The organism is Pseudomonas sp. SBT1-2 (assembly GCF_028640875.1).
Taxonomy (GTDB): Bacteria; Pseudomonadota; Gammaproteobacteria; order Pseudomonadales; family Pseudomonadaceae; genus Aquipseudomonas; species Aquipseudomonas chlororaphis_I.
The window spans coordinates 42,662-66,580 of record NZ_JAQZAA010000111.1 but is presented as its reverse complement, the minus strand read 5'-3'; the positions used below and the strand labels follow the sequence as shown (position 1 = coordinate 66,580).

The window sequence follows — 23,919 nt, the reverse complement described above, 5'->3', positions numbered from 1 at the left end:
GGAGAGCGGCGTGAGGGGGGAGAGTTTACTGCAAATCGGCTGGGGGGCTTGGTTGGATGCCGAATACTGGTGCCGTCTAGCGGCAGCCAGAAGTTGGCGCTCGGCAAGAGCGCTTTTGCGTCATGGGGCGACGCTTGCGCGGATCATTCAAGTCCCTTTGAAAAAGGGCGCCAGGGAGCGGGGTAATAACCCCACCCCCATCCATTGCTCTAACCTCGCACGAAAGCGAGCAAATCGGCGTTGATGGTATCGGCGTTCGTGGTAGGCATTCCGTGTGGGAAGCCTGGGTAGATTTTCAGCCTACTGTTTTGCAGAAGTTTGGCTGACAGAATCCCGGCGTTCTCATAAGGGACGATCTGGTCATCATCACCATGCAGCACCAGGACGGGGATCTTGATGCTCTTCAAATCTTCGGTGAAGTCGGTCTGGGAGAAGGCCACGATCCCGTCATAGTGGGCCTTTGCGCAGCCCATCATGCCTTGCCGCCACCAGTTCCAGACAATGCCCTCGGACGGTGTCGCGCCAGGGCGGTTGTAACCGTAGAAAGGCCCGGCCGGGACGTCGTAGTAGAACTGCGAGCGGTTGGCCTTGAGCTGTGCCTGCAGGTCATCGAACACCGACTTCGGCAAGCCGCCGGGATTGCTGTCGGTCTTCACCATCAGCGGTGGCACGGCACTGATGATGGCTGCCTTCGACACCCGGTCTTCGCCGTGGCGAGCGATGTAATGGATGACTTCGCCACCGCCGGTGGAATGCCCCACATGGACGGCGCCCTGCACGCCAAGATGGTCGACCACGGCCGCTACGTCATCGGCATAGTGATCCATGTCATGCCCGTCCCAGACCTGGCTGGAGCGCCCGTGGCCGCGCCGGTCGTGGGCGATGACCCGGTAGCCGTTGGCCAGGAAAAACAGCATTTGCGCATCCCAATCGTCCGCGCTGAGTGGCCATCCATGATGGAAAAAGATCACTTGGGCATCACGTGGGCCCCAGTCTTTGTAAAAGATCTCAACACCGTCCTGCGTAGTGACATACCCCATGTTCGCATCTCCTGTGTGGAAGGTAGGCCATGACCGAAGCGAGTTCCGATCGCGACCCTTCATCAGCAACGTGCGCCCTGTCCAATAGGCATTCCGCTGGGGTTGGCTCTGGTCTGGTGTCCGCTTTCCCCTGGTTCCATGACGGTCGAGCAGCGCTTTGCATCCGCGCCGCTTGGCCGCCAAATCACTTTAGGTTTAAAGTCAACTTTAAGGTCAATGGCTTTTTTGGGTGGGAATATGAGAATTGGCGAACTGGCGAAAATCAGCGGATTGGCGCCTTCACGCATCCGCTTCTACGAAGCGAGCGGCCTGATCAAATCCGTCGAGCGCAAAGCCAACGGGTATCGGGACTACGCACCTGACACCGAGTGGGTCCTGGAGATCATCACCGGCGCACAGGCGGCAGGGTTTTCGTTGGAGGAAATCCGCCAGTTACTGCCGATGAATGCCAACGGATGGCGGCATGAAGAGTTGCTGAGTGGGCTCAAGCGCAAGGTCGAGGAAATTGAAATCCTCCAGCAACGGCTAGCCCAGAATAAAGCCCAACTACTGCTTGTGATCGAGGGTGTCGAGAGTAAACCCGAGGGCATGGGCTGTGCGGACAACACGCAGTTGTTATTGCATCGTCTGCGCGAAGAGGGTGTGGCGCCCGCTTCAGGCCGCCGTAATGGTGCGTCTTCCAAGTAACACGCAACCTGTCAGGCTGATGAGGCCTGACAGGCTTAAAAAACCATGACTCTTTGAATCAGTGCGTGCCAACCAGGGTAACGAGTGGTTTCGGCGCGTAGAGCGCGCTCTGGAACGCCGGCACATATTCGTACTTCAGCATTTTCCCAAGCTGCAAGGAGCGGATGTAGTTCGACAGGCTGCCATTGCCAAGCGTAAGGGTGGCCGAATCCGCGCTCCTGCTGGAACCGTGGCTGAGCTGGCGGGAAACCGCGTACCCATAGGCTAATTGGCCCTTGTGATCGAGATTGGTGAAGCTGCTGGTGACGATCTCGACGTCGCTGGACAGGTCGTCGAGTTTCTTCGCTGTGAAGGACACATCCACCTGGCCGGTCTGGCTGTCGGTAATGTCATAGGTCACCGATCTGGCATCTTCTTTTCGCTCAATGCCCGTCAGCCATTTCGGCAGGTTGTAACCGACGACGCCACGAACCCTGGCGAGCTCGGTATTGACCGGCAGCTTGAGGACATAGCCCCAGAAGTCTCCAGACATCGACTGGCCAATCAAGGTGAAGGGACCAAGATTGGCTTTGCCGGGCTTGTTGGTGATGATCGACACGGCGACTTCGTTATAGGCGTCGTTATCGCAGTGCTCGTAGGTGTACGCGGTAAACGCGATCAAGCCCCGGCCTGGCCAGACTTGCAGGGGTTGGATGGTCGCCAGCACCGCGGCCGGCATCAGCGCCCGAAGCCTGTCCAGATCTGCCGTATAGACAGCGGTGACGCGACTGTTCTGGTAGTAGAAGTTGGGGGAGTAGGACTCGAAGCCGATGTCGACCCTGGTCTTCTCCAGCGCTTTGAACCAGCTCAAATCAACGCCCGGGACTTCTGCGGCAATCACCGACAAGGGAGGGTTGGAGCGAAAGCGGTCATACAAGCCGCCCTTGACCACAGGCACCTGATGGCCCGCGATATCGATCAGGGTGCTGTCGGTCTGGCTGGGCATTTCAGGCATCCCCGCCAATGCATGATTGGCAAAAGTGTTTAAAAGCAATCCTGTTAAAACGGCTGCGCTTGCGAGTTTCAATGGGTTTCTCTCCAGGTGATTGCATCTGCTCGATGGCGTCGACCAGAGAATTTCGCTGGGCATTCGGCTCGATGCCTCACGCCGTTCACGCCAGCCGAAATTCGCCAGGGCAGGCTTTTGAGAGCCGCCGAAAATCACCTTAACGTTAAACTGAACTTTAAGGTCAAGCGTCGTTAGCTGGCTTGTTCCGTTGGCTTTCAGCGTGCCGTTTGCAATGGCTCAGCGAGCTTCATTGCCAGCGGAGAGCAAGGCCATCAAGGCTTCAGCCACCGCCTTGGGCGACTGAGGGTTCTGGCCCGTCACCAGGCGTCCATCGGTGATGGCAAATGCCGTGAATGGCAACCAGGCCTTGCGGTAACGCGCACCTTGGCTGACCAGCCTGTCCTCGAGGAAGAAGGGAACCTGACTTTTCATGCCCGAAAACAGCTCTTCGCGATTTGAGAAACCGGTGATGTTCTTGCCCTTGATGATCAACTGGCCTTGTTCATCTTTCAGATCCAGCAAACCCGCTACGCCATGGCAGACGGCCGAAACGATGCCGCCCTGGTTGTAGATGGTTTCGGCGACACGTCGAAGGTCGGGATTATCGGGGAAGTCCCACATGACGCCGTGGCCCCCGGTGAAATAGATGACGCTGAACCGGGACGGATCGACATCGGCAATCGGCAGGGTATTTTGCAGGCGAGCGCGAAACGCCGGCGACTGCAAATGTTCACGGGCGGCCTTGTCCATGTAGAGCCAACCGAGGCTGCGCTCGTCCAACGGAATCGCTCCGCCCTTGGGGCTGGCAAAAACCGTCGTATAACCGGCGGCCTCGACGACATCCGTGAAGTGCGTGAGCTCGGTCAACCACAGCCCCGTGGTGTCGGTGCGTGAGGGGTAGCTGGCGTGGTTGGTCATGATCACCAGTATCTGGCGATCCTTCGGCATTGCAGTGGAAGGGTTGGTTTCAGCATTTGCAAAAGTCATGAATACACCGCCTATCAATACCAACGCACAAGAAACAAGGGTCTTCAACATCATCCGGGCTCCGACTGTCATGCAGTGCCAGGCATGCTCACCTTGAACCATGCTTTAAGGTCAACCCCCAGATTTCCCAAAAGTTGCCGTTGGCGCTGGCACGCTTCTGCTTGACTCTAAACCTGACTTCAACGTTAGCGTCTGACGCCGATTGGGCAAGGCAATAACGCACTTAGCCATCCTGTCAGGAGCCACAGCATGAGCCAGCAAGACCACCCAGCGACGCCGATGAAATGGATGATCTATGGCGCCTACGGTTATACCGGCGAGCTGATCGCCCGCGAAGCTGTCAAGCGTGGGCTCAGGCCGGTGCTGGCGGGGCGCAGCCGCGACAAGATCGAACCCTTGGCCCGCGAGTTGGGGCTTGAGGCGCGTGTTTTCGGGCTGGATGACGAGGTGCGACTGCTGGCCCAGATCAAGGGCCATGGCTTGGTTCTGCATTGCGCGGGGCCGTTTTCGGCGACCGCCGCACCGATGATGGACGCTTGCTTGCGGGCCCATTCGCACTACCTGGACATCACCGGCGAGATCGCCGTGTTCGAGCATGCCCAGTCCCTGCATGAGCATGCGCAGGCGGCGGGCGTGGTGATTTGCCCCGGGGTCGGCTTCGATGTGATCCCCACCGACTGCGTCGCCGCCGCGCTCAAGGCCGCGCTGCCGGATGCAACGCACCTGGCCTTGGGGTTTGATTCGCGCTCCAGCTTGTCGCCGGGCACCGCCAAGACTTCGATCGAAGGCATGGCCCAGGGCGGCAAGATCCGTCGCGGAGGGAAAATTGTGTCTGTACCGCTGGCCTACCAGGTGCGTCGTATCGACTTTGGCGCTGGAGAGAAGCTTGCCATGACCATTCCCTGGGGGGACGTTTCCACGGCCTATCACACCACCGGCATTGCCAATATCGAGGTGTTCGTGCCGGGCTCCGCCGGCATGATTCGCGGCGCCAGGTTCGCCAACTTCATTCGCCCGCTGCTGGGTTTGTCGTTCGTGCAGAAGCGGCTCAAGGCCCACATTGGCAAGACCGTGATCGGTCCGGATGACGAAAAGCGCGCCGATCAGGGCACCTATGTCTGGGGCGAAGCCCGTAACGCTTGCGGCGATTGCAAAGTGGCGCGCCTGTACACTACGAATGTCTACAGCCTGACGGTCTACGGTGCGCTGGCCGTGGTCGACTACCTGTTACAGACGCGCCCGGCAGGCGGTGCCTACACGCCCGCGAGGTTGCTGGGCGCCGATCTGGTGACGCGCTTGCCAGGCTCAGGCGCCTTGAACGTCGAGTAGACGGTGTCCGATGAAACTGTCGGATGAAGTTGAAAAAAGCTATTGACCTTCAAGTTTACTTCAAGCTTAGGCTGGTCCCACGTCAAATGAGGGACTGCCCATGAATGTGTTCGACACCCTGATGCTCCCCAATGGTTCGACCATCAAGAACCGCATCGCCAAAGCCGCCATGGAAGAGAACATGGCGGACGCCGACCAGGCGCCTTCCGAAGAACTGATGCGTCTGTATCAGGCCTGGGCCGATGGTGGCGCCGGGCTGATCATCACCGGCAACGTGATGGTCGACGGCCGCGCCATGACCGGGCCGGGCGGCGTGGTGCTGCAGGATGACCAGCAACTGGACAAGTTCAGTCGCTGGGCGCGGATCGGTCGATCCGGCGGTGCGCAGTTCTGGCTGCAGATCAATCATCCCGGCCGCCAGATGCAGGCAAGCCTTGGGCAGAAGACCTGGGCACCGTCAGCCATACCGCTGAACCTGGGCAAAATGTCCAAGCACTTCGCCACGCCCCACGCGATGACCCCCAGCGTGATCGAAGAGGTTATCCAGAGCTTCGCACGTACCGCGCGCCTCGGTGAAGAGGCCGGTTTCACCGGCGTGGAAATCCATGCGGCCCATGGCTACCTGTTGAGCCAGTTCCTGTCGCCGCTGACCAATCAGCGAACGGACGAGTGGGGTGGCTCCCTGGAAAACCGGGCGCGCCTGTTGCTTGAGATCGTCAAGGCGGTGCGGGCCGTGGTTTCCCCAGGCTTTGCGGTGGCGGTCAAACTCAACTCGGCCGATTTCCAACGCGGTGGATTCACCGCCGACGATGCCAGGCAGGTGGTTGCACTGCTCAATGACCTGGGTGTGGATCTGGTCGAGCTATCCGGTGGCAGCTACGAAGTGCCGGCCATGCAAGGCGAGGCGCGCGATGGCCGCACCCTGGCGCGTGAGGCCTATTTCGTCGAGTTTGCCCGTGACATCCAGACCGTCGCCAGGATGCCGGTGATGGTCACCGGTGGCGTACGTCGGCGTCCCATTGCCGAAATGGTCGTCCAGAGTGGTGTGGACATGGTCGGTATCGGAACGGCTTTGGCCATCGATCCTTACCTGCCGCGTGATTGGCTTCTGGGTAAAGACAATGCTCCGCAATTGCCACCGATCACCTGGAAAAACAAGGCCGCCGCTTCCTTGGCCAACATGGCGGTCGTCAAGTTTCAGCTGCGCAAACTCAGCCAGGACAAAAAGCCCGATCCAGGCGTGTCACCCTTACGCGCGCTGCTCTTGCAACAGCTCGCCAGTGCCTGTCGCACTCGCCAATACCGGCGGTGGGTAGAACGGCGTTCGGCGTGAGTCGATGTCCATTTCAACTATATGGAAGTGGTTAATTCAGCAGGCACGGCCTCGGTACGGGCCTAGGTAGTTGCCCGCTACGAAGGGGCGCCTGACATTCTTTTTTACCATGAGGGAATGCTCTCTAAACGGACATTCCCATCTCGAGTGCCCGGGGCTCGAACCCCAACTCTGTGTACATACGGGTTGCACGTGCATTGAACGTCCACACCGACAGCCTTATATCTTTGGCGTTGTGCTCGATTGCCCAGTCTTGAACGAGTCGTACAAGGGCTCGACCAATACCTTTTCCCCAAAATTGCTCGTCTACGCACACCGATCCAATACGAACGAAATCCAGCGGTTGCATCAGCGGACCGGAGCTTGTCGACAGGCTGGCGGAAATGAAGCCAGCGGCCTGGTGGCCGATATGCGCAATGAAAACAACCTGGGTCGGTTTCTCGAGAAAACTCATCCAGTGCGGGAGGTCGCGCGAAAAGTCCTGGGTGGCAGCGGTGTAAATATCGGGACGGGCAGCGTGATGAATCGCGTTGAGTAACTGTCCCAACTCACAAATGGTCAGTGCATCCTCTATGGTTGCCGTTCGGTACGTGATGGCTTGATCCATGATGGGCAATTCTCCTTGAGTGTTAGGTCATCACCGCTAAGGGTTGAAATCAGTACACCACGAATGGCTTCGACGCTGTCACTTCATAGCGCCTTACAGTCAACCGATTCGAAAAAGACGGGATATCGCGACCAGGGCTTTCTCACCCTCAGCCTCGTAGAGGTTATATAAGGCTGTTTGATCGCTAAGGTGATGCAGGCGGAAATGGTTGTAGAAAGCTTGGCCCAGGCGTTGTTCTTTGAAGATCCCTTGATCCCACAAGTCTAGAAACTCGTCATAGACGGCGCTCTCGATTTCCAGCGATCGGCTATCCATGTGAACCTCGATTGATGATGATTGCTGGCGAGATCCTATAAAGCTCATGATGGCTGTGCAAGGCGCCTTCAGTTAAGCGTCCGTCTCTGGATGGCCGATTGCGAAGGGCTGTAATCGGCCAGAAGCGGCCATAAAATTTTCGCTCTCAAATGCTGCCAACCCCACCACTTGTCCCTCAGAAGGGGGAAGTGAGGTAACTCCATTGCGAAGAATAATCTTTCACCAGTTTCGAAAAGGAATCGAGGTTTTCCGCACTTCGATTGGTGTCGAGTAATCTCCGTCTAGCAATCTAGGAGGAAACATATTAATAAGGAAGGCCTCTGTGGCCAGAACTGCAAGCTCGGGGTGAGGAGTGTGACCAACAACAATTTCCTGGACAAGTGGTAGAAAATTAAATTTGTCATCATCACTACTTCGCAGGCTAACTTTATAAAAAGGAGTAAGCATTGACTTTCCAGCACGAAAACTTAATTCTCTAAAGCTTGCGGTCACAATAATTCGCCATTCAGCCTCCTCTTCGAAGCTCGGATCCTTTAACACGGGGGCGATCTCTGATAGTCGGTCAAGAAAAGTCGACGTGCTTTCATAGCTAATGTCGAACCCATACTCAGGCTCGGGCTCGTCTTTAAACTCCTCAATCAGCGTTTCAATCATCTTAGAGACAACGCTTACCTGCTCTTCCTTGTTGTATATGCACTGCACCAGTTTAAATCCCTGCAATCTTATGTAGGGCTCCAGCGCATGATAATTCAAGCCGATAGAGTATCCACCATGGCTCTGCGAGTACCCTCTCCACTGGCTAAGTAAGTCTCCATTTTCAGTTAGGGAGCAAACACATACATTCCTATCTTTAATGTGGGAGATACTGTCTTTGTAGTGATTTAGCCGTCCCTTTACATTTCGGTCTTGTGATTTTTTTGCGTAACTTTCTAAAAGTTCCGCTGCAAGATCCAATGCTAGCTTATGTTCATTGGAGTCATTGAGAAATTGAATCTTGGTTGCCCATAGCTCTCTCTGCTGGAAAATACCCATAAATCCATTTTGGTCTGTATAATGATATAGGATCATTTAAATTATAACTCTGAAAAATATTGTCTTGGCTGCCTGAAATTATTTCGCTGGCAAATTTCGCTGGTGTGTAATTTTACTTGCTGGGTTTGTGCTTTAGGCTATTATAGGCAAAACGCCATCACTGGATAGTGCCATTAGGTTCATTTAAGCAGGTCCTACCACCACAAGAATGCTTTGATCATCGCCACCTAACATTAATAGGTGATCGTGCGGTGGGTTGCTGCATGCGGGTGCTAGTCGAACGCTTTGGCGTCGACGGTTGTCGGTCAAGGCGCTCCCATTGCGCTGGTCAAATTCGATGCAAACAGCTGGTAAAGTGGAATGCAATTGCCCACTCTAACTGATAAGGGACTGAGGTTGAGAAGCATGGATGACGAATATGCAGGCTGGCTTGCGAGCCGTCCCTCTCTGGTTGAGCACAGAAGCCACCCAAATCATTGGTTTAATCGTGCCGCAGACTTGAAAACGTCAGCGGGTGCACTCTGGCACTCGATGGGGCCTCAAGACGCGTCAATCGCACAGGAGCTTGGTTACGGCAGCGGGTACAGCATGAAAGTGGCGTGCTGGCCGGCGTATCATATGCTCTGCGGACTCTCTCTAGAACTGATCATGAAAGCTGTTCTTGTTCAGCGAGTTACGCCGCAGAGACAGGTTGAAATTCACTTTTTGCACAAACTCCATCAGGCGCTCGGCCTGAGCCTCGATGATGAGCGTAAACAGCTACTCGACTTCTACGAAGCTTCGGTCGTTTGGGCCGGTCGCTACCCTACGCCACGCAATCCGACGGACGAAAAGCTTTTGAGCCATTACAGCCTTGAGAGTAGCGTACTCACCAAACCCATATTAATGGGGCCACCCGGCACCCTACAGTTCAGAGCATCCAGCGACACCACAGATTGGGACAACTTTTCAAAGCTGTGGTGCGAATACGCGAAGCTGTTCGATCATACCTAAAAGCGAACCTTACTCCGGCCAAACAGGTTGCCTCGGTGCCAGGCGAGGTATTCATGGTGCCTTGGTGACAGCTTCACTTTCAGCTCTGCCGAGCAATTCAGGATCTGCCTGTCGTGGTCAGAGACGTGAGGAGAAATCAGAATCCTTCCTCCCTCGTCGAACGAGACATATCCCTTATCAAACAAGGCATCGAGGCTGGGACTGAGAAGCAGGCCATTAAACACATCGAGCCGTTCAGCGTTGCTGGACTCGCTCCAAGGCTTGATGTGTGAAGCCTTGAGAATGTCGATCTGTGAACATCCCGTGGCCGCGCATGCTCCCCAGTGTTCGATCAGTTTCTTACGAAAAGCCCCCTGGCCGATCCGAGCCAATATGACCTGGCGCTTTTGCGTTTCAGTTAGCTTCGCGTCCGCCGTCACCTGCTCCTCTTGGTCCTTGATGATCACATCGGAAACTTCGTCCGTGATCCAGAATTTTCGCGGCGCGCCATAACCTCCGTCACGATTAGGTGTAACGCCGGTTGAAAAGCAAAATTTCTCAAAAGCCAGTTGCAAAATCTCATTCGGGGCCGGCGGAGACCCATAAATCCGGCTCAGGGCATCATTGGTGCGACTACCGTGCTTATCCTGGTTACTGCCATGTGCCTGGATTTCATTTCCTACATAACCAATAAACCTCGATGGGGCGAAAGCGATGCCCGCCCCGGTGAGGTAGGGAAGGTAGCATTTGCCATTTTTGATCAGGTCACGACAGATGTCCCCATCCCCGCCTGCAAGACGCCTTGTACGATCCAGGACATCAAGATTCTTTAAAACCTGCTCCTCGTTTACCACGAGTTCCATTACCACTCCCTACTCAGACAACGCTGAAGATAAACAACCAATGTATGGACAGGTTTTATCCTACGCCATAGCCGATAGATAGACCGGAGAGCCCCCTCAACAAGTGTCGCTAGGTGTCAGTTTTCAGAGCACGCTATAGGGCAGCCCCAAATCAACACGCACGCGAATTTCCGCTTTCGGCCAAGAGCAGGCGCTCACTGCGTCTACTCAACCAAGGGCAGTTCAGGGCCCGCCTGCTAAGATCAATGCGTCTATCTCGAGCAAAGTATGCGGTAATGGGAAACTACACGAAAGGACTCACAGAGCGCCGTCATCACACTCAGCTCAGGGAAGGCTACTGCCTGATCTGCGGGACCTTCGGCCCACTCAGTTGGGATCATGTTCCGCCCCAGGGCAGTATCACGATCACCAAGGTTGAGCAGGCTCACCTGACTGAGGTTATGGGAATCAATTCTGAGCCTGTCATTGGCGTGAAGTCGTCTAACGGAAGTAAGTTCAGAACCATCTGCAAGCATTGCAATAGCTCACATCTAGGTACTAATGACCAAGAGGTTGCGAGGGTCTATAAAGGCATATCAGAGAAGATCAAACACTATTTTTTGAGAGCCGACAGCCCAGTCAATCATGTGCATATGCCGTTTGATGGGATGAGATTTTGCCGTGCCATGGTTGGACACGTACTCTCAGCAACCACTGTAAAGGAGTGCCTGCAAGAGCCTTTGCCTGCTCCCTACTATGCCCCGTTACAAAAGTTTGTTACGGGAGACGATACCGCCACCGAGGACACCCATGATTTTTATGTCTGGTTCTACCCGCACCGTAGGCATATGAGCATAAAAATGTTTACTTGTAAAAACCACGGACACATTGCGACCCTCAGCCTCTTGTCATTTTTCCCGCTGGCATTTTTGATCACAGAAAAAGGGCAGGGAATTTATCCATCAGGTGCAATGCCTGTGAGACCCACTGACAAAACACTTTACGTGAAACTGGATTCAGGACATTTGCCTTACGCTGCCTTTCCCAATGCTGGGCTAGAGGGGGATCAGATGATTCTATTAGATAGTAGTCAGTCGATTGTGAGCTACCCCATCTGAATATCTATGCTTCTGCATTTCTGAGATAGCCTTTTCACTCACTTATACGAATGAAAAGCTGTTCGAAACTCTTTTTAAATTGAGCTAAATTCGTGGACGTCGGAAGGCAGCTTTTGGCCGACTCCTGCCGATCACTACGTGCACAAATCGACCGTCTCTAGTCTCGCGTGCCAGATCCAACGGACAGCGAGAGTTCAGGTCTATATGAGGCACGAACAACCTTAGAGGTGTGAAAAGTAGCAGTGTATCGGCTGAAACATCGCGCTAGTTCGATGTACTCACCAATCTAACGTTGCTCAACAGCCCCGCTTGGTGACACTCGGACGGGCAGCAATGCGTTTGCAACAGGCCACGGCCGATTGGTTTTGATCCACATTCGATTGCGCATCGCGCCAGGTAGGCTCAGGATCAATCGATATCAGGTGGCGATCTGTCGCAATAGCTTGCTGATCGCGCGGCTGTCCCCGCAGGCCGCTTTGCCCCAGTGATGACAGCCATGTAGTGAATACTGGTATACGCTCCGCATCATGAATGTATCCAAAGCCCTGTTGACCCTGAATAAGCCATGGAAACTGATCGGCAAATCCAAAGAGGTCAGGTAGAGGATTGGCTGCGCCAAAATACCAAAAGTGATTCTCGCCTTGCGCCAGATAAACACGGCGGCCCTGATCCTGCCGAAAGGACTCCACGCTATTGTGCTCAGCCGATGGCAAACGCAACCATCGACCATTCTCGCGAAAGTACATGTTGTCGCCGTACTGTTGCTCGATACTGCCGTAGGGATTGGGATGCTTCTCAGGGAATTGGCTGAAGTATTCGTCCATACCGAGCACCTTCGTCAGCTGCATGGCATACACCAGCCGATGACCAGTCGCCTTTGACGAATGACCAACAATCCAATCTCCCGGCAGCAGATTTGCGTTCATATGGTTAGGCGTGCAAAGCGCCAGCGAACATACGCCGAAGAACGGGTTGGGGGCCAAACCTGAGTCATTCGTTATTACATACTTGAGTAATTTCATGCGCAGGCTCTTTTTGAGTTTTGAGTCGACGTTGATTCCTAGACGCGTTCAATTGTCTTGCTTTTGCCAATTTCTGCCAGTGCTAAATCACAGAATGGGTAGGAAGCTACCTGGCTCGACCGGCGGCTTCTGGCCGAAAGCAGACACTTCAGCGAAGTGTCGATTTCCCATCGTCAGGCTTACCCGATATCGGGTAAGCCCGCGCCAGCCATCTCAGGTACATTTTTTCAACAAGACTCCCGCACCACAGCCAAGCAGCACCCAGCCCACGTTGTTCATATTGCTCAAACAGTTCAAAGCGCTCCAGACGCAACCCGGTAGTGCGCAGCGCTGGGGAGTCGGGCAGGGCCAGGCGGGACAGCCTGGCATCGATCTCCCGATAGGTCTGGCTCGACTGAATAAGCCATCCCAACTCCGTCTGCTCGGCATTGCAGAACAACAACTGGCAATCAGCCTTCAGTTCATGATCGAGAATTGAGTTCAGCCGCTCACGCAGATGGTTGGTTGGCTGGAGGGTGCCGCCACTCAAGTGGGTGACGAGCAGAAATCGGGCGCTGGAGGTGATGATCAAAATTCGTGGCCTGCCTCGGCGGGGGGAGAGTGGGGATTAGCTCACTCTCGGCCCGTGCTGAGGAATGGGAGAATTCTGAAATGGGGGGCAGAAACCGCAGCGCAAGGCTGTGCGGTTTCCTCGGTTATTTCGGGTACAGCGGCGGCAGGCTGCTGGTGTCGGCCAGCGGGGTCTGTACGTGTTCGGCGATCGGGATGGCGCGGATCGCGCGCCACAGTTCTTCGCCTTGCCAGTAGTGGCCGGTTTCGCTGTAGAGCGCGCCGTTGAGGCCGTCCAGGGCGTCGGACAGGGGCACGAAGCGCGCGGCCATGTCGGCCAGGGTTTCCGGTTGCTGGCGGGCCCAGGCGTCCAGGGCCTGGCGGGTGGCCTGCGGGTCGTTGGCCAGGCAGGCGCGCTTGAGGTCGTCGAGCAGGGTGCGTGGGCTGGGGCCGGTCTGCGCGGCGCGCAGGATCGCCGGTTGCCAGCGCGCCCGCCACCACAGGCCGAAGCCCAGCAGGGTGGTGCAGGCGAGGAGCAGGGTGCTGAGTTTCCAGGCCCAGAGCGTGGTGCTGTCGTCACTGACGCCGGCTGGCGTCGCGCCGGCCGGGGTGTCCACCACCAGGCTCGGGTTGTTCGCCACTTGCAGGGTACGCGCCGGCAGGCTGCTGCGTTCCAGGTGGTCCTCATGGGTGTTCCACCAGACCACTTCCAGCGCCGGCAGGTCGATGCTGCCGCTGCGGTTCGGCACCAGGGCCTGGCTGTCTTCGCGGCTGCCGATCAGCCCGCGGTCGCTGACCTGATTGCTCAGCTGCGGCTGGTCCGGGTAGCTGCGCAGGCCATTGGCCTCGGTCACCGGCAAGGGTGGCAGCTGCGAGCTGGACAGGCCTTCGGCCTTGAGGGTCAGGCTGCGGGTCAGCGAGTCGCCGACCTGGCTGTGGTCCGGCTCGGGGTTCCAGCTTTCGCTCAGGCTCAGGCTGCGGGCCGGCAGCCAGGGCGCGTTGGCCGGGTATTCGACCGGCTTGGCCTTGACTGTCAATGGCATCTGCGCCGAACTCACGTGCACCAGCTTGCCCGGTTTCAGGCCCTGGGGCGCCGGGGCCTGGGTGTTCGCGGCATCGGCCAGGGTGGCGCTGAAGATCAGCTCGGGAATATTCAGCACGCCGCTGTGCTGGGGAAAGATCGCGTAGCGGATCTCGATCACGCCGTGGCGCACGCCGTTGATGACCTTTTCATAGGTGCGCGACTCGCCGAGCTGTTCGACCCGGGCATCGTCGATCTGCAACGGCGTCAGGCTGCTGTCGTCGTACAGCGACACCGAGTGATAGATGTGCAGGGTCAGCACCGCCTGGGCCTGCACGTAGACGCTGTCCTGATCGAGGCTGGCGTCGATGAACACCGGCTCCAGCGGCGCGCTGTCGTTGCGGTTTTCGCTTTGCAGCACTTGCAGGGTGATCGGCTGGCTCTGTACTTCGCCCAGTTGCAGGGCCGGGATCACCACGGTGCCGGTGGTCTTGGGCAGCAGGGTGATGATCCAGCGGGTGATGGCGCGGTTGTCGCCATTGAGGCTGGTCAACTGGTTGACCTGGCGCGTGCCCTGGACCTCGAACTGCGCTTGCAGCGGCGTCAGGTCGGGTTTGCCGAACAGCGTGACATTGTTGGATTCCAGGGTCAGCTCGACGGTTTCCCCGGAGTTCACGCGGCTGCGGTCGACACTGGCGACCAGCCCCTCGGCCCGGGCAGCAAAGGCGCCGAGCGTCAACAGCAGCGTGAGTAAGAGGGTGGTGAAGCGGGTCATCGAATTTTTCCCTGATCCTGATGTTGTTGCTGTTCGTACCAGAACTTGCGGCGCAGCAGTTCGCCCGGATCGTCCGGAATCTGCCGCAGCCATTGTTCCAATGCCTGACGGTGTTCGCCGTCGAAATTGTCCTGGGCATCGCGCAGCGGCGGCGTGGTGGTCTGTTCGTCGCCCAGCTCGCTGCCGGGAATCGCATCGTTGCCCGGGGTGGCGACCTCGTCGTCCGTCGACTCGTCGGCGGTGGTCGGGTGGCTGTTCTCCGGTGGCTGCTGGCCCGGGGTGACCGGTGCCTGGGTCGCCGCGCCGGCTTGTGGCGGCTGATGGGTTTCGTCGTTGTCCTGGCTTTCGCCCTTGGCCGGTTCTTCCGGCGGCGCAGGCTCGGCTTCCTGCAGCAGGCGTTCGACCAGGGCCTTGTTCTTTTGTGCGGCCGAAAGCTCCGGTTGCAGCTCCAGGGCCTGCTCGTAGGCATCCAGCGCGGCTTCCAGCTCGCCGCTCTTGGCCAGGGCGTTGCCACGATTGTAGTGGGCGCGGGCGTCGTTGCCTTCGGCGAAGCGCTGAGCGGCAGCGGCGTAGTTGCCGGCCTCGTACAACGCCACCCCCTGCCACTGCGAGTCCTCGAAATGCTGCGCCGCCTCGCCGGGCCGCTTCTGCTCCAGCAGGCGCTGGCCCTGCTGGTCGGGGCGCAGCCACAGGTCGTTGAACTCGAAGGCGTAGCTGGGCTGCGGCACGGCGAACAGCAACAGCGGCAGGCAGAACAGCCAGCCGCGGCGCCCGGCGCAGGCGGCCAGCAGCAACAAGGGCAGCAGCAGCCAGTAACCCTGGTCGGCCCAGGTGTCCAGGCGCAGGGTCTGGCCGTCGCTGCGCAGGTTCTGCGGGCCGCTGAGCAGGCCCAGGCCGCGCAGGTCGTTATCGTCCAGGCGTGCCGGGCGATAACGGCCGCCGACCTCGCCGATAAAGCGCTTCAGGCTCGGGCTGTCGAGGCGCGACATGAGAATCGCCCCCTGTTCGTCCTTGAGAAAGCTGCCGTCTTCCTGGGCCACCGGCGAGCCCTGGCGGCTGCCGACCCCGAGCATCAACAGTTGCGGCGCCTGGCCGCCGAGGGCCTGGCGGATGCCTTGGCGTTCCTGCTCGCTCAGGGACGAGCCGATCAGCAGGATCCGGCCCTGGCCCAGCGCGCCCTGGTCCAGCAGCTTCAAGGCCTTGAGCAGCGCCAGGTCGGCGCGGTGCCCGGGCTGGGGCATGATCGATGGCTTGAGGGCTTCCAGCAGGTTGCGGCTGGTGGCCAGGTCATCCGACAGCGGCACCAGGGTGTGGGCGCTGCCGGCATAGACCACGATTGCCGTCTGCGCATCGCTGCGCACCTGCAACAGGTCCAGCAATTTGCGCCGGGCCTGCTCCAGGCGATTGGGCGGGACGTCGCCGGCGAGCATTTCCGGGGTCAGCTCCAGCAGCACCACCAACGGGTCGGCCGGCTTCTGGCTGGTTTGTTCGACCCGCTGCCAGCCGGGGCCGAGCAGGGCCAGTACGGCGAGGATCCAGGCCAGGCCGAGGGCGACCCACGGCAGCTTGCTTTCGCGGCCGTTGCCGCCGCTGAGCAGGGCGGCGTGAAAGGCCGGCGGCAGGATCATCTGCCAGCGGCCGGCGCGTTTCTGCCGGTGCCAGAGTTGCCACAGCAGCCAGCCGAGCAGCGGCAACAGCAGCAGCCACCAGGGGCGGAACCAGTGGGGCCAGAGTTCGGCCCAGAACGGCTCGCTCATCGACGTCTCCGCAGGCGCAGGCGTTTCAGCCGTTCGCGCCAGTCTGGCAAAGGTTGCAGAAAACGCTCGCGGGTGAAGAAGCGTTGCAGCGGATGGTCCGGCCAGCGCTCACGCACCACCAGCAGGATGCTCAGCAGCAGCGCCCCGGCCAGCGGCCAGCTGTACAGCGCCTGGGCCGAACGGGCCTGGGTCGGTTGCTGGGTCACGGGTTCCAGTTGGTCGAGGGTGTCCTTGATCGCTTGCAGTTCCTGGCCGTCGCGGGCGCGGAAGTAGCGCCCGCCGGTGGCTGCGGCGATGGCCTTGAGCGCCGGCTCGTCCAGGTCCAGGCTCGGGTTGAGGCCGAGCAAACCCAGGGTGCCGGTTTGTTCCGGGTCGGCGCCGATGCCGATCGGGTAGATCTTCACGCCTTCTTCGGCGGCCAGGCGGGCGGCGGTCAGCGGGTCGATTTCGCCGCCGTTGTTGGCGCCGTCGGTGACCAGGATCAGCACCCGGCTCTGCGCCGGCCGCTGGCGCAGGCGCTTGAGCGCCAGGCCGATGGCGTCGCCGATGGCGGTGTTCTTGCCGGCGATGCCGATCTTCGCTTCGTCCAGCCACACGCGCACGGTGTGCCGGTCGAAGGTCAGCGGCGCTTGCAGGTAGGCCTTGCTGCCGAACAGGATCAGCCCGACCCGGTCGCCTTCGCGGCGTTCCAGGAAGTCGCCGAGCAGGTGCTGGACCAGGTTCAGGCGGCTGACGTCTTCGTCCTGCCACTGCATGTCGGGGAAGTCCATGGAGCCGGAGACATCCACCGCCACCAGCAGGTCGCGGCCGCTGGCGGCCACGGGCAGCGGCTCGCCCAGCCATTGCGGGCGGGCGGCGGCGACCAGCAGCAACAGCCACAACAGGATGAAGGGGGCCTGCTGGCGCCAGGTCGGCAGATTGGCCCGGGCGCGGCGCTTGGCCAGGCCTTCCAGGTCGCTGAGGAAGCTGACCTTGAGCGCCGGTTCGCCGCTGTCGGCCACCGGCAGCAGCACCCGCAGCAGCCAGGGCAGCGGCAGCAGGGCGAAGATCCACGGCCAGGCGAACTCAAACATGCTTGCGAATCCAGATTTCCACCGCCTGGGTCAGGCCGGCGATGGCCTTGTCGTCGAGCTTGCACTCGGGCTTGTAGGCGCCTTCCACCAGGACCATCCAGCGCGTAAGGCCGGCCGCCGGGCAGCGGTTGTCGAGGAACGCCAGCCACTTGCGGCCGTTGAGGGTGTGGCTCTGGCTGTAGGGGTAATGGTTGCGGCACAGGCGCTTGAGCAGGCCGTTGAGCTGTTGCAACCAGGCGCCGGCGGGCGCGCCGTCGTAGGGCTTGGGCAGCAGCGCCAGTTCGGCGAGGGCGGCCAGGCGCACCGGGTCCAGCGGTTGTTCGGCGCGGGGCAGGGGCTGCTTGCGTGGCCAGAAGCGCTTGAGTTGCCACAGGCCGAAACCGAGCAGCGGCAGCAACACCAGCAACAGCCACCAGCCCGGCGCCGGCGGCCACAGGTCGATGGCGGGCGGGGCGATCAAGGGTTGCAGTTGGTCGAGGCTGCTCATCGGGTTTTCCCCGGGCGTTGCGGGTTCAGGTACTCGCGCAGTTGCTCGACCATTTCGCTCTGGGTGCTCAGGGGCATCAGCAGCACCCGCAGCTTCTGCGCCAGCAGTTCCCAACGGGTGATGCGCGCTTCGCCCTGCGCCCGATAGGCCTGGCGCAGTTCGTAGTTGAGGGTGTCCAGCTCCAGCTGTGCGCCACGCTCGGCAAAGCGCAGCAGGCCGGCGGCGGGCAGGGCGTGGTCCAGCGGGTCGGACAGCGGCATCAACAGCAGGTCGCAATGCCGCGACAGCAGGCTCAGTTGCTGCTCGGCGGCGTCGCTCAGGGCGCGCTCGTCGCAGATCACGATCACCAGGCTGCCCGGGCGCAGCACTTCGCGGCCACGGCGCAGGGCGGTGCCGAGGGCGTCGCGCTCGGGTTCGGTTTCGCTGTGCAGCGACTGGTTGACCCGCACCAGGCGGTTGAGCAGTTGCAGCAGGCTCTGTTTGCTGCGCCGTGGCTTGATCTCGTAGTGGTCGTCGTCGCCGAACACCAGGCCGCCGACCCGGTCGTTGTGGCCCAGGGCGGCCCAGCCGATCAGGCTCGCGGCCTGGGCGGCGAGCACCGACTTGAACATCAGCCCAGAGCCGAAGAACAGCCGCCGGCTCTGCTCGACCATGATGAAGATCGGCCGTTCGCGTTCTTCGTGGAACAGCTTGGTGTGCGGTTCCTGGGTGCGTGCGGTGACGCGCCAGTCGATGGTGCGCACGTCGTCGCCGGCCTGATAGACCCGCACCTGATCGAAGTCGACGCCACGGCCGCGCAGCTTGGAGTGGTGCAGGCCGACCAGCGGGCTGCGTTGGCTCGGCGTGGAAAACAGCTGCACTTCGCGCACGCGATGGCGCATCTCGATCAGCTCGGCGAGGCTGACGCGGATGCCCGGGGCATCGACTGAGCTGGCGTTCATCGGGGTCAAGCGACGGCTACGACGTCGAGAATCCGCTGGACTACCCGGTCCTGGTCGATGCCGGCGGCTTCTGCTTCGAAGGACAGAATGATGCGGTGGCGCAACACGTCGAACAGCACCGCCTGGATGTCCTCGGGGCTGACGAAGTCGCGCCCGGCCAGCCAGGCGTGGGCCCGGGCGCAGCGGTCGAGGGCGATGGAGCCCCGCGGGCTGGCGCCATAGGCGATCCATTCGGCCATCTCCGGGTCGAACTTGGCCGGGGTGCGGGTGGCCATCACCAGTTGCACCAGGTATTCCTCCACGGCGTCGGCCATGTACAGGCCGAGGATTTCCTTGCGCGCGGCGAAGATCGCCTGCTGGCTGATGCGGCGCTCTGGCTTGGTTTCGCCGTTCAGCGCTTCGCCACGGGCCTGTTGCAGGATGCGCCGTTCGACGGTGGCATCGGGGAAACCGATTTTCACGTGCATCAGGAAACGGTCGAGCTGGGCTTCGGGCAGCGGGTAGGTGCCTTCCTGCTCGATGGGGTTCTGCGTGGCCATCACCAGGAACAGCGGCGACAGCTCATAGGTGCTGCGACCGACGCTGACCTGGCGCTCGCCCATGGCTTCGAGCAAGGCCGACTGGACCTTGGCCGGGGCGCGGTTGATTTCGTCGGCCAGCACCAGGTTGTGGAAGATCGGCCCTTGCTGGAACACGAAGCTGCCGGTTTCCGGGCGATAGATTTCGGTGCCGGTGATGTCGGCCGGCAACAGGTCGGGGGTGAACTGGATGCGATGGAACTGTGCTTCGATGCCTTCCGCCAACTCTTTGATGGCCTTGGTCTTGGCCAGGCCCGGGGCGCCCTCGACCAGCATGTGGCCGTCGGCGAGCAGGGCGATGAGCAAGCGCTCGATGAGTTTTTCCTGGCCGAGAATCTGCGTTGAAAGAAAGGTTCGCAGCGCGAGTAGCGCTTCACGATGTTCCATCGATGACTGTTCCTGCAGAGGGTGACCGAGGGCGTTCGAATAACGCCAGGGCTGGGGGCGTTACTTTAATCTATCCGGGCCCCTGGCGACTAACGGCAGCTGGCAAATTTCTGTAAATAGTGGGTAATTGGCCTCAGTAAGCCTTGCCGCCGTTCAGCGCTCAAGGAGCGCTTATCCGCAACGGAAATCCGTACGATTCGAAAAGATCCCAAACGTCCTCGCGATCGAAGAGCCGCCACCCCAGTGTCGTGAACCGCATCAGCTCATCCTCGCCGGGAAAGGAGTAGTAGGCCCCGGCAGATGGATCTTGAGAGGTCCCCGTCATGGGCTCATCGCGCTCCAGGCGCCTGATTGCGTTCATGATGAGACGCGCGCCTGGTTGATAAAGTGAAAGGATGTGCCACAGCAAGGAGCGCTCCTTTTCGACCGCCACACGCGCAGTCTCAATGATGCGACCCACATCAATGCCGGGACTGTCGATCCAATGGAGCGTACAACCGATCTCCGGGTCCCCGTTCAGCAGCGCCCGAAAGGTCGCGAGAACACCTCGATATTGAGGCAAGAGGCCAGAGTGAAGATTGAGGACGCCGCGTGGCGCAATGGCCAAGGCTTCGCTCTTCAGGATTTGACCAAAGCGGATTGAGATGAACAGATCCGCTCCCGCATCCTGCAGCATTTGCAGGCCCGCAGGATCCCTCAAGCTGGGCAATACCCGCACAGGAACCCCAAAGCGTTGCTGCAGTTCTGCAAAACCGAATCGATGCCCGCTGCTGAGCTGGTCGCTCGATCCGCTTAACCCAGAGGGCAAGGCATTGAAGAGGTCCTGCTCGATCAATGCCAGTTGTCCGAGCATGCGTGGCACCTTCCTGCCCGATCCCACTCTCTCCGAGAGGAAGATTCCCACTGTGCTCTCGTGAATCTCGGGCAACAGGAAATTGAGCGTGAGATTGCTCTCCACGTCCCGGTTCACTAGAAAAGCGATTCGCAACTTCAGACCTCCTTCGGCAGACCTGCCTTGAGAGGCAGCAACGGCCAATTCAACACAAGTGGATCGATCCCATTTCCATTGTTTGGCCACGACATATGGACGCAAGGCTCGATCTGCTCGATCAATTCCGACATCAGGCCTAGCATAGTTGCTCTTTTGTCATTGCTATGTTCCCGGCAGCCCCTGGCCGTTCTCTGCCGATCATGGTTACAACGCGTGCGGGTGAAATCCGATGCAAGCGGTGGTCAGAACGAATGCAAATGACGGGTCAGGTCAAATGCAAACGGGTGGTCAAGTGGAGTGCAATTGCGCCAATAACCGGTAATGGTCCGCAACGCTGGGACCTGTTGTGAGGATCGGCGCAAGGGGATGGCGGCGGGTGCCTGACGCGCCGCCAGCACGGCGCGTCAGTGGTGGGTGCTCAGTTCTTGAAGCTGGAGTGCTTGCGGCCCTGGTCGCACAGGGCGAAGACCACCACCATCACCGCCGAGACCGCCAGGATCAGCGCCACGCCATCGGTCGAGTGAGTGGCCGAGTTGGCCACCAGGGCCAGCCCGCCGAGGGGCGCCAGGCCGCCGGCGATGGCAGTGCCGATTTCCCGGCCGGTACCGAAGCCGGAGGAGCGGGTCTGGGTCGGGAACTGGCGGCTGAGGAACGAGCCCTGGGGGGCGAACATCATCGGCGCCAATACCCCGGTGCCGATGGCGATGGCCAGGTAGATCATCAGCGGCTCGCCGGTATTGAGCAGGCTCAGGAAGGGATAGGCGAACAGCACCGAGCACAGCCCGCCGAGCATCAGCACCTTCTTGCTGCTCCACTTGTCGCAGAGCCAGCCGAAGCAAGGCACGGCGACGATCGCCACCAGGCTGGCAATGGTCACCGACAGCGAGGTGACATGGGCCTCGACACCTTTGTACTGGGTCAGGTAGGCCAGGGAGAAGGTCTTGAAGATGTAGCTCAGGGCGTTGTAGCCGATGGCCACGAACAACACCACGGCCAGGCCCTTGAGGTCGTTCTTGAACAGCAGCTTGAGGGGCGAGGCCTGGACCTTGGTGTTGTCTTTGTCGGGCGCTTTATCCAGCTTCTCGAACTGCGGGGTTTCCGGAATGCTGCGCCGCACCCATAAGCCGACGCCGACCAGGGCGATGCTGCAAACGAACGGAATGCGCCAGCCGCCGGAGAGCAGGAAGTCGTTGCCGTTCATGGTCAGCAGGTAGACGGTCAGCGACGACAGCAGCAGGCCCAGGTTCAGGCCCAGCGCCGGCCAGGCACCCTGGCTGCCGCGCTTGCCTTCGCTGGCGTGTTCGTAGGAGGTCACCGCTGCCCCGGACAGCTCGGCGCCGGCGCCCAGGCCCTGGATGATCCGCACCAGCACCAGGATGATCGGCGCCCAGATGCCGATCGAGGCATAGCTGGGAATCAGGCCGATCAGGGTGGTGCACACGCCCATCATGCAGAAGGTGATTACCAATACCTGTTTGCGCCCGAACCTGTCGCCCAGGTAGCCGAACAGGATGCCGCCGAAGGGCCGGGCGATAAAACCTATGGCAAAGGTGGAGAACGCCAGCAGCGAGGCGACTTTCGGGTTGCTGGGGTCGAAGAAGATTTTCGAGAAGACGATGGCCGCCATGGTGGCGTACAGATAGAAGTCGTACCACTCCAGCATCGAGCCGAAGATGGTCGCCGCCGCCACCTTGCGCAGGCGCTTTTGTTTTTGTTGCGGCGTTTCGCATGCGGCCGGGGCCGCCTCATGTACTGACATCTGAGGATTCCTTGTTGTTTGTAGTTATTTTCAAGCGGGCGCCAGGCACCCGTGCAGCGGGGATCAACGGGCTTTGCGGATTCTCTCGGCAATCATCTGGCCGATGGGGATGGCCGAGGTCGCGGCCGGCGAGGGGGCGTTGCAGACGTGAACCATGCGCGGGGTTTCGGCGAACAGGAAGTCGTGCACCAGGGTGCCGTCGCGCATCACCGCCTGGGCGCGAATCCCGGCCTCATAAGGCAGCAGGTCGTCGACTTCCAGGGACGGGCAGTATTTGCGGCACTGCTCCAGGTAGCCGCGCTTGAACAGCGAGTTCTTCATCTCCGTGGTGCCGGAACCGAGATTGTTCCAGATGGTTTTCCAGAAGCCGGGGAAGGTCGCGTACTCGGCCACGTCGCGCCAGTTGATGGAGAACTTGCGATAGTTCTCGCGGCCCAGGCCGAGCACGGCGTTGGGGCCGACGGTGACGCTGCCGTCGATCATCCGGGTCAGGTGCACGCCGAGAAACGGCAGCTCCGGATCGGGGATCGGGTAGATCAGGTGATTGACGATGTTGTTCTTCGCCGCCGGCAGGCGGAAGTACTCGCCACGGAACGGGACTATCTGGTGGTCGATTTTGACCCCGGCCAGGGCCGCCAGGCGATCCGATTGCAGGCCGGCGCAGGCCACCAGCTGGCGGGCGCTCCAGACCTGGTCGTCGCTGCTGATGGTGACTTTGTCGGCGGTTTCGACGATGGCGCGCACCGTGGTTTGCAGTTGCACTTCGCCGCCGGCCTTCTGGATGACCCGGGCCATGGCTTCGCACACCTGCTTGTAGTCGACGATGCCGGTGGCATCGAGGAACAGGCCGCCGAGGCCGACGATGTTCGGTTCGCGCCGCTGCAGTTCTTTCGCATCCAGCTGTTCGACCTTCAGGCCGTTCTGCTGCGAGCGCTCATACAAGGCATGCATGCGCTCGACTTCCAGCGGCGTGGAGGCCACCAGCAGCTTGCCGCAGACCTCGAACTTGATCTGGTGCTGGGTGCAGAAATCCTTGGTCGCCTGGGCGCCGCGCTTGCACAGGTCGGCCTTGAGGCTGCCCGGGGCATAGTAGATGCCGGCGTGGATCACCCCGCTGTTGTGGCCGGTCTGGTGCCGGGCCAGGACGTTTTCCTTTTCCAGGATCAGCAGCGAGGCGCCGGGCTGGCGTTCGAGCAGCGCCATGGCGGTGGCGAGGCCAACGATGCCGCCGCCGATGATGCAGTAGTCGTAGATCATGCAGATGTCACC

23 protein-coding genes are annotated in these 23,919 nt (G+C 59.9%); 5 read left to right on the top strand and 18 right to left on the bottom strand.

Annotated elements, in window-relative coordinates:
- Positions 1-209 precede the first annotated feature (209 nt).
- Positions 210-1,040: an alpha/beta fold hydrolase gene (locus tag PVZ78_RS25735; RefSeq protein WP_273829493.1), complete on the bottom strand. Its 831-nt coding sequence runs from the start codon at positions 1,038-1,040 to the stop codon at positions 210-212.
- Between the two features lie 237 nt (positions 1,041-1,277).
- On the opposite strand from PVZ78_RS25735, the gene PVZ78_RS25730 reads away from it, so the two are divergent.
- On the top strand, positions 1,278-1,727 hold the full coding sequence (locus tag PVZ78_RS25730; protein WP_273829563.1) for a MerR family transcriptional regulator: 450 nt from the start codon (positions 1,278-1,280) through the stop codon (positions 1,725-1,727).
- A 58-nt stretch (positions 1,728-1,785) separates the two neighbouring features.
- Here the strand turns inward: PVZ78_RS25730 and PVZ78_RS25725 are convergent, their stop codons facing one another.
- Both PVZ78_RS25725 and PVZ78_RS25720 read right to left on the bottom strand, forming a co-directional pair.
- Complete coding sequence (locus PVZ78_RS25725; RefSeq protein WP_443218364.1) at positions 1,786-2,793, bottom strand: acetoacetate decarboxylase (ADC); 1,008 nt, start codon at positions 2,791-2,793, stop codon at positions 1,786-1,788.
- 219 nt (positions 2,794-3,012) lie between these two features.
- On the bottom strand, positions 3,013-3,816 hold the full coding sequence (locus PVZ78_RS25720) for a type 1 glutamine amidotransferase domain-containing protein (protein ID WP_273829492.1): 804 nt from the start codon (positions 3,814-3,816) through the stop codon (positions 3,013-3,015).
- Positions 3,817-4,011: 195 nt separating this feature from the next.
- Between PVZ78_RS25720 and PVZ78_RS25715 the strand changes: the two genes are divergently transcribed.
- Both PVZ78_RS25715 and PVZ78_RS25710 read left to right on the top strand, forming a co-directional pair.
- On the top strand, positions 4,012-5,091 hold the full coding sequence (locus PVZ78_RS25715; protein WP_273829491.1) for a saccharopine dehydrogenase family protein: 1,080 nt from the start codon (positions 4,012-4,014) through the stop codon (positions 5,089-5,091).
- Between the two features lie 100 nt (positions 5,092-5,191).
- The gene (locus tag PVZ78_RS25710; RefSeq protein ID WP_273829490.1) at positions 5,192-6,424 is read left to right on the top strand and encodes an NADH:flavin oxidoreductase/NADH oxidase family protein; all 1,233 of its coding nucleotides are present in this window, start codon (positions 5,192-5,194) and stop codon (positions 6,422-6,424) included.
- 124 nt (positions 6,425-6,548) lie between these two features.
- Here the strand turns inward: PVZ78_RS25710 and PVZ78_RS25705 are convergent, their stop codons facing one another.
- The 3 genes from PVZ78_RS25705 to PVZ78_RS25695 all read right to left on the bottom strand — a co-directional run bounded on the left by PVZ78_RS25705 (position 6,549) and on the right by PVZ78_RS25695 (position 8,378).
- Entirely contained in the window at positions 6,549-7,031 is a 483-nt protein-coding gene (locus PVZ78_RS25705; protein ID WP_273829489.1) for a GNAT family N-acetyltransferase, read from the bottom strand.
- A 99-nt stretch (positions 7,032-7,130) separates the two neighbouring features.
- A complete protein-coding gene (locus tag PVZ78_RS25700; RefSeq protein WP_041989015.1) occupies positions 7,131-7,346 on the bottom strand; it encodes a hypothetical protein in 216 nt (71 codons plus the stop codon).
- 219 nt (positions 7,347-7,565) lie between these two features.
- Positions 7,566-8,378 carry a DUF2971 domain-containing protein gene (locus PVZ78_RS25695; RefSeq protein WP_273829488.1) on the bottom strand — a complete coding sequence of 271 codons (813 nt, stop codon included), beginning with the start codon at positions 8,376-8,378 and terminating at the stop codon, positions 7,566-7,568.
- A gap of 405 nt (positions 8,379-8,783) precedes the next feature.
- On the opposite strand from PVZ78_RS25695, the gene PVZ78_RS25690 reads away from it, so the two are divergent.
- Positions 8,784-9,371, top strand: a complete 588-nt coding sequence (locus tag PVZ78_RS25690) for a hypothetical protein (protein WP_273829487.1) — start codon at positions 8,784-8,786, stop codon at positions 9,369-9,371.
- On the opposite strand, the gene PVZ78_RS25685 is transcribed toward PVZ78_RS25690, so the two are convergent.
- A complete protein-coding gene (locus tag PVZ78_RS25685) occupies positions 9,368-10,213 on the bottom strand; it encodes an HNH endonuclease (protein WP_273829486.1) in 846 nt (281 codons plus the stop codon). The two genes, PVZ78_RS25690 and PVZ78_RS25685, sit on opposite strands and share 4 nt — an antisense overlap.
- Positions 10,214-10,488: 275 nt before the next feature.
- On the opposite strand from PVZ78_RS25685, the gene PVZ78_RS25680 reads away from it, so the two are divergent.
- On the top strand, positions 10,489-11,310 hold the full coding sequence (locus tag PVZ78_RS25680) for a metal-binding protein (protein WP_273829485.1): 822 nt from the start codon (positions 10,489-10,491) through the stop codon (positions 11,308-11,310).
- Between the two features lie 296 nt (positions 11,311-11,606).
- Here the strand turns inward: PVZ78_RS25680 and PVZ78_RS25675 are convergent, their stop codons facing one another.
- From PVZ78_RS25675 to lhgO, 11 genes are all read right to left on the bottom strand, one after another.
- Positions 11,607-12,332 carry a hypothetical protein gene (locus PVZ78_RS25675; protein ID WP_273829484.1) on the bottom strand — a complete coding sequence of 242 codons (726 nt, stop codon included), beginning with the start codon at positions 12,330-12,332 and terminating at the stop codon, positions 11,607-11,609.
- Positions 12,333-12,480: 148 nt separating this feature from the next.
- Positions 12,481-12,903 (bottom strand): hypothetical protein, encoded by a 423-nt coding sequence (locus PVZ78_RS25670; RefSeq protein WP_273829483.1) that lies wholly within the window; start codon positions 12,901-12,903, stop codon positions 12,481-12,483.
- Between the two features lie 124 nt (positions 12,904-13,027).
- Positions 13,028-14,677 (bottom strand): BatD family protein, encoded by a 1,650-nt coding sequence (locus tag PVZ78_RS25665; RefSeq protein WP_273829482.1) that lies wholly within the window; start codon positions 14,675-14,677, stop codon positions 13,028-13,030.
- On the bottom strand, positions 14,674-16,434 hold the full coding sequence (locus PVZ78_RS25660; protein ID WP_273829481.1) for a vWA domain-containing protein: 1,761 nt from the start codon (positions 16,432-16,434) through the stop codon (positions 14,674-14,676). The genes PVZ78_RS25665 and PVZ78_RS25660 overlap by 4 nt, the downstream gene beginning before the upstream one ends.
- The gene (locus PVZ78_RS25655) at positions 16,431-17,507 is read right to left on the bottom strand and encodes a vWA domain-containing protein (protein ID WP_038579445.1); all 1,077 of its coding nucleotides are present in this window, start codon (positions 17,505-17,507) and stop codon (positions 16,431-16,433) included. The genes PVZ78_RS25660 and PVZ78_RS25655 overlap by 4 nt, the downstream gene beginning before the upstream one ends.
- A complete protein-coding gene (locus PVZ78_RS25650; protein WP_025809167.1) occupies positions 17,500-17,994 on the bottom strand; it encodes a DUF4381 domain-containing protein in 495 nt (164 codons plus the stop codon). The genes PVZ78_RS25655 and PVZ78_RS25650 overlap by 8 nt, the downstream gene beginning before the upstream one ends.
- On the bottom strand, positions 17,991-18,935 hold the full coding sequence (locus tag PVZ78_RS25645; protein WP_273829480.1) for a DUF58 domain-containing protein: 945 nt from the start codon (positions 18,933-18,935) through the stop codon (positions 17,991-17,993). Before PVZ78_RS25645 ends, PVZ78_RS25650 begins: the two co-directional genes overlap by 4 nt.
- A gap of 5 nt (positions 18,936-18,940) precedes the next feature.
- Positions 18,941-19,900: an AAA family ATPase gene (locus PVZ78_RS25640; protein WP_009048745.1), complete on the bottom strand. Its 960-nt coding sequence runs from the start codon at positions 19,898-19,900 to the stop codon at positions 18,941-18,943.
- A 160-nt stretch (positions 19,901-20,060) separates the two neighbouring features.
- Complete coding sequence (locus PVZ78_RS25635) at positions 20,061-20,753, bottom strand: formyl transferase (RefSeq protein WP_273829479.1); 693 nt, start codon at positions 20,751-20,753, stop codon at positions 20,061-20,063.
- Positions 20,754-21,309: 556 nt separating this feature from the next.
- A complete protein-coding gene (locus tag PVZ78_RS25630) occupies positions 21,310-22,650 on the bottom strand; it encodes an MFS transporter (RefSeq protein WP_273829478.1) in 1,341 nt (446 codons plus the stop codon).
- Positions 22,651-22,713: 63 nt separating this feature from the next.
- The gene (gene lhgO, locus PVZ78_RS25625; RefSeq protein ID WP_124299282.1) at positions 22,714-23,907 is read right to left on the bottom strand and encodes an L-2-hydroxyglutarate oxidase; all 1,194 of its coding nucleotides are present in this window, start codon (positions 23,905-23,907) and stop codon (positions 22,714-22,716) included.
- Between the last annotated feature and the right edge of the window lie 12 nt (positions 23,908-23,919).